We start from the raw sequence: 4,359 nt of genomic DNA, 5'->3' as shown, positions 1-4,359 counted from the left end.
CTACGTTACCCGTGTGTCTCCATGTCATACGGGCCATCGTAGAGCGTACGGGTCGTTCGTGAACGACCCTTGCTGCCCCTCGGGCTCAGTCCCGCCAGTCAGTCCCATCCCTCCGGCGTGATCCCCCACACCTTCTCGGCATACTCCGCCACCGTCCGGTCGATGGAGAAATAGCCCATGCGTGCAGTATTGAGCATGGCGTGTCGCGTCCAGGCCTCCTGATCCCGGTAGAGTTCATCCACCCGCTCCTGCTCGCGGATATAGGACTCGTAGTCCGCCAGCACCATGAAGGTGTCCACCTCCAGCAGATGATCCACCAGATCCCGGTAGCGTCCGGGATCAGAGGGTGAGAAGAATCCATCACGGATCATGTCCAGTGCCCGGCGCAACTCCTGATTGGACTCGTAGTAATCCCGTGGTCGGTAACCCTCGGCTCGCAACTGATCCACCTCGTCCGCGTTCAGGCCAAAGATGAAGATGTTTTCTTCGCCCACAGCCTGACGAATCTCGATATTGGCGCCGTCCAGGGTGCCGATGGTCATGGCCCCGTTGAGGGCCAGCTTCATGTTGCCCGTCCCCGAGGCCTCGGTCCCGGCTGTGGAGATCTGCTCCGATAAATCTGCCGCCGGGATGATGATCGAGGCACTGCTCACATCATAGTTGGGGATGAAAGCCACCTGTTGTTTGCCGGCCACCACCGGGTCGTGGTTGACCACATCGGCCACATCGTTGATCAGATGAATGATCTGCTTGGCGCGCACATACGAAGGCGCTGCCTTGCCGGCAAAGATGCTCACCCGCTCCACCTGCTCTTCCGTGCGACCGTCACGGATGCGGTTGTAATAGTTGATGATATGCAGCACGTTCAGGAGCTGGCGCTTGTACTCATGGATGCGCTTGATCTGCACATCGAACATGGCGTCCGGGTTCACCGTCAGCCCCAGCTCAGTCTTGATCATGGCGGCAAGGCGCTGCTTGTTGGAGCGTTTTACCTGCTGGAAGCGCTCCCGGAAGCCCGGGTTGTCGATCAGGGGCTCCAGCTGGGCCAACTGCTGCAGGTCCATCACCCACTTGTCGTCGATGTGTTCACTGATCAGGTCACGCAGATCCGGGTTGGCCTGGTTCAGCCATAGCCGCGGCGTGATCCCATTGGTGATGCTCACGAAACGACCCGGCCACAGGCGGTGAAAATCCCGGAACAGGTTTTTCTTCAGCAACTGGGTGTGCAGGGCCGCCACCCCGTTGACCCTATGGCTGCCCACCACGGCCAGATGGGCCATGCGCACCCGCCGGCCATTGGCCTCGTCGATGATGGACAGGCGCTGGACGATGTCATTGTCGCCAGGGAAGTTGTGGCGCACCTCGTTGAGGAAGTGGAAATTGATCTCGTAGATGATCTGCATGTGCCGTGGCAGCACCCGCTCCATCAGGTGTACCGGCCAGGTTTCCAGGGCCTCGGGCATCAGGGTGTGGTTGGTATAGGAGAACACCCCGCAGGTGATCTGCCAGGCCTGCTTCCAGGGCACATGATGCTGGTCCACCAGCAGGCGCATGAGTTCCGCGATGGCGATGGCCGGGTGGGTGTCGTTGAGCTGGATGGCCACCTTGTCGGGCAGCTCCTTCATGCCATAGCCCAGCTGGAGATGGCGCGACACGATGTCCTGGATGGAGGCGGAGACAAAGAAATACTCCTGCTTCAGGCGCAGTTCCCGGCCAACGGCGGTGGCATCGTTGGGGTAGAGCACCATGGAGATGGTTTCCGACTCGATCTTCTCCTGCACTGCGCGGATGTAATCGCCCTCGTTGAAATAATCCAGGTCGAAGTCCCGGGTGGCCTTGGCAGCCCACAGCCGCAGGTTGTTCACGTTCTTGTTGCCAAAGCCTGGGGTGGGCAGGTCGTAGGCCATGGCGATGACCTCTTCGCCATCCTCCCAGTGATGCCGGGTGACACCCCGTTCACGGTGCTCCACCACGTAGCCATAGAAGTGCACGGGGTAGATCTTTTCCGGGCGCGGAAACTCCCAGGGATTGCCGTAGCGCAGCCAGTTGTCCGGGTGTTCCACCTGCTCGCCTTCTTCCACATGCTGATGGAACATGCCGAACTCATAGCGGATGCCATAACCGTAGCCGGGCAGGCATTGGGTGGCCATGGAGTCCAGGATGCAGGCCGCCAGCCGGCCCAGGCCACCATTGCCCAGGGCAGCGTCCGATTCCAGGCCGACGATCTCATGGAGGTCCACGCCCATCTCCTGGAGGGCCTCCTTGCAGTTCTCGTAGAAGCCGAGATTCATCAGGCTGTTCACCAGCATGCGGCCGATGAGGTATTCCATGGAGAGGTAGTACACCCGCTTCACCTGTTCCTGATTGAACAGGCGCTTGGTGTACATGCGGCGCTCGATGATGCGTTCGCGGGCGGCGTAGGACACGGCCTGCAGCCAGTCGCGCCGGGTCGCGTTGAGCGGGTCCTTGCCCACGGTGTGTATCAGTGCCTCGCGGATGGAGTCCTTGAGTGCGTCCTTGTCGCAAGACAACGGGGTCGGGTCGTAGTCGTGCACCATTTCCAGCTTTTTCATAGGCCTGTATCCGTGGGGGTGGTAGGTTCTGTATCCAGTCTCCGGACTTACGCGCTCACTGGCAAGGGGTGAGCCAGACGGTAGAATCGCGGTTCAGGCCGGCTCCGGCGGGGCCGTTCCCGAACGGCCCGTACAGGGGGTCGTGTTGGGTGTTGGGTGGGTGTCTTATCAAGCGCGTACGGGCCGTTCGGGAACGGCCCGGGCCCAGGCGTCCGGTTGACGGGTTGCCTGGCATTACGCTCCCGTCGATTCCCGGGCCACCGCACGATGGCCGATGTCGGTGCGATAATACACATCCCACCAGCAGATGTTGCGTGCCAGGGCATAGGCCCTGGCCTGGGCATCGCTGACCCGGTCCCCCAGGCCCACCGCGCACAGCACCCGCCCCCCCTGGGTGACCACCTTGCCATCCTGCTCGGTCGTGCCGGCATGAAAGATCTTGGCGTCGGTTCCCGTGTCCGTATCCAGCCCCAGGACCTCGTCCCCCTTGCGGTAACTCCCGGGATAGCCCCCGGCCGCCAGGACCACCCCCAGGGCGGCGCGTGGATCCCAGTCGGCGGCTACCTGATCCAGACGTCCCGCCAGGGCCGCCTCCACCAGATCCACCAGGTCGGAGCGCAGGCGCATGAGGATGGGCTGGGTTTCCGGGTCTCCGAAGCGGCAGTTGAACTCCAGCACCTTGGGGATACCCTGAGCATCGATCATCACCCCCGCATAGAGGAAGCCGGTGTAGGGATGGCCCTCGGCCGCCATGCCCCGCACCGTGGGCAGGATCACTTGCTCCATGATCCGATCGTGGATCTCCGGGGTGACCACCGGTGCCGGGGAGTAGGCCCCCATGCCGCCGGTGTTGGGGCCTTGATCGCCATTGTCCCGGGCCTTGTGGTCCTGGGAGCTGGCCATGGGCAGCACGTGCTCGCCGTCCACCATGCAGATGAAGCTGGCCTCCTCACCCTGCAGGAACTCCTCGATCACCACCCGACTGCCGGCGGCGCCGAAGGCGTTGCCCGCCAGCATGTCGCGCACGGCGGCCTCGGCCTCCTCCAGGGTCTGGGCCAGGATCACCCCCTTGCCGGCCGCCAGGCCATCGGCCTTGACCACGATGGGGGCGCCCTGTTGCTGCAGGTAGGCCAGGGCCGCGTCCAGGTCGGTGAAGCTGCCATAGGCGGCGGTGGGGATTTGATGCCGGGCCAGAAAGTCCTTGGAGAAGGCCTTGGAGCCCTCCAGCTGGGCGGAGGCCCGGCTGGGCCCGAAGATGGCCAGGCCCTGGGCCTGAAAGGCATCCACGATACCCGCCACCAGGGGGGCCTCAGGGCCGACGAGGGTCAGGTCGATGCCTTGCTCTTGGGCAAAGGAGAGCAGGGCGTCGATGTCGGTGGCCTCGATGGGGGTGTTCTCACACTTGGGCTCGCGCGCCGTGCCCGCGTTGCCCGGCGCCACAAAGACACGCTGCACCCGGTCCGACTGGGCCACCTTCCAGGCCAGGGCGTGTTCACGGCCGCCGTTACCGATGATCAGGATCTTCACTGTTGGCACCTCAATACCACTCAAAGTCAATTATTCACCGCGGGAGCGGCCCCGAAAAAATGGGGACAGACCCCTTTTTGCCCCCCCCCCTTTTTTTTGGGACCTGTTTTCTGCAAGGCCAAAAAGGGGTCTGTCCCCATTTTTCCTATCCCCATTTTCCGCCATTTTTCCGTACCCCTTTCGCGGCCAAGGCCGCTCCCACATTGTTCGGGGCCTCCTGGATTGTCCCAGGGCTGTCCCGGATTGTCAGGGCCTTGCG

Annotated in this window: 2 protein-coding genes; both read right to left on the bottom strand. The window is 62.9% G+C overall.

The features are described from left to right. Positions 1-98: 98 nt before the first annotated feature. Positions 99-2,573 carry a glycogen/starch/alpha-glucan phosphorylase gene (locus LPW29_RS14760; RefSeq protein WP_238628643.1) on the bottom strand — a complete coding sequence of 825 codons (2,475 nt, stop codon included), beginning with the start codon at positions 2,571-2,573 and terminating at the stop codon, positions 99-101. Positions 2,574-2,807: 234 nt separating this feature from the next. After that, the gene (gene purD, locus LPW29_RS14755; protein ID WP_238628642.1) at positions 2,808-4,100 is read right to left on the bottom strand and encodes a phosphoribosylamine--glycine ligase; all 1,293 of its coding nucleotides are present in this window, start codon (positions 4,098-4,100) and stop codon (positions 2,808-2,810) included. Positions 4,101-4,359: the final 259 nt, after the last annotated feature.

Source organism: Ectothiorhodospira sp. 9100 (assembly GCF_022227565.1).
GTDB lineage: Bacteria > Pseudomonadota > Gammaproteobacteria > Ectothiorhodospirales > Ectothiorhodospiraceae > Ectothiorhodospira > Ectothiorhodospira marina.
Note: the sequence above shows the minus strand (reverse complement) of the source record. Positions and strands in the feature narration are given on the sequence as shown.